At 53.3% G+C, this 276-nt stretch carries 1 protein-coding gene; it reads left to right on the top strand.

Going from position 1 to position 276, the window contains the following annotated elements; translation table 11 throughout:
• Nucleotides 1–80: 80 nt before the first annotated feature.
• On the top strand, nucleotides 81–276 hold a 196-nt coding region (locus ACYP03_RS26055; protein WP_459782679.1), incomplete at its 3' end, for a hypothetical protein.

Here is a 276-nt window from a genome sequence, read left to right on the forward strand (position 1 = left end):
TGAACAATAGTTAACGTTCAGGAATGCGTGCGGGCTGGCCGCGGCCAGATAGCAATGAAAGCGGAAATCAAAGGTCGGACATGGAAAACAGACTGCAAAGCGATGATCGCCTTGTCTGCGAATCCTGGCAGCGTTGTCGGGATTACGGATTGGAAAGTCACCAGACACCAGACTTTAAGCTCCCCGATCCTTTGCATTGGCAGCGGAAGCGGCAACTGGCAGAGGTGATGGTATCCGTCACCCGTGAGAAGGTGTTGCCTGGTTTTCAGAGCATGC

The sequence above is a fragment of the Photobacterium sp. R1 genome, assembly GCF_054600795.1.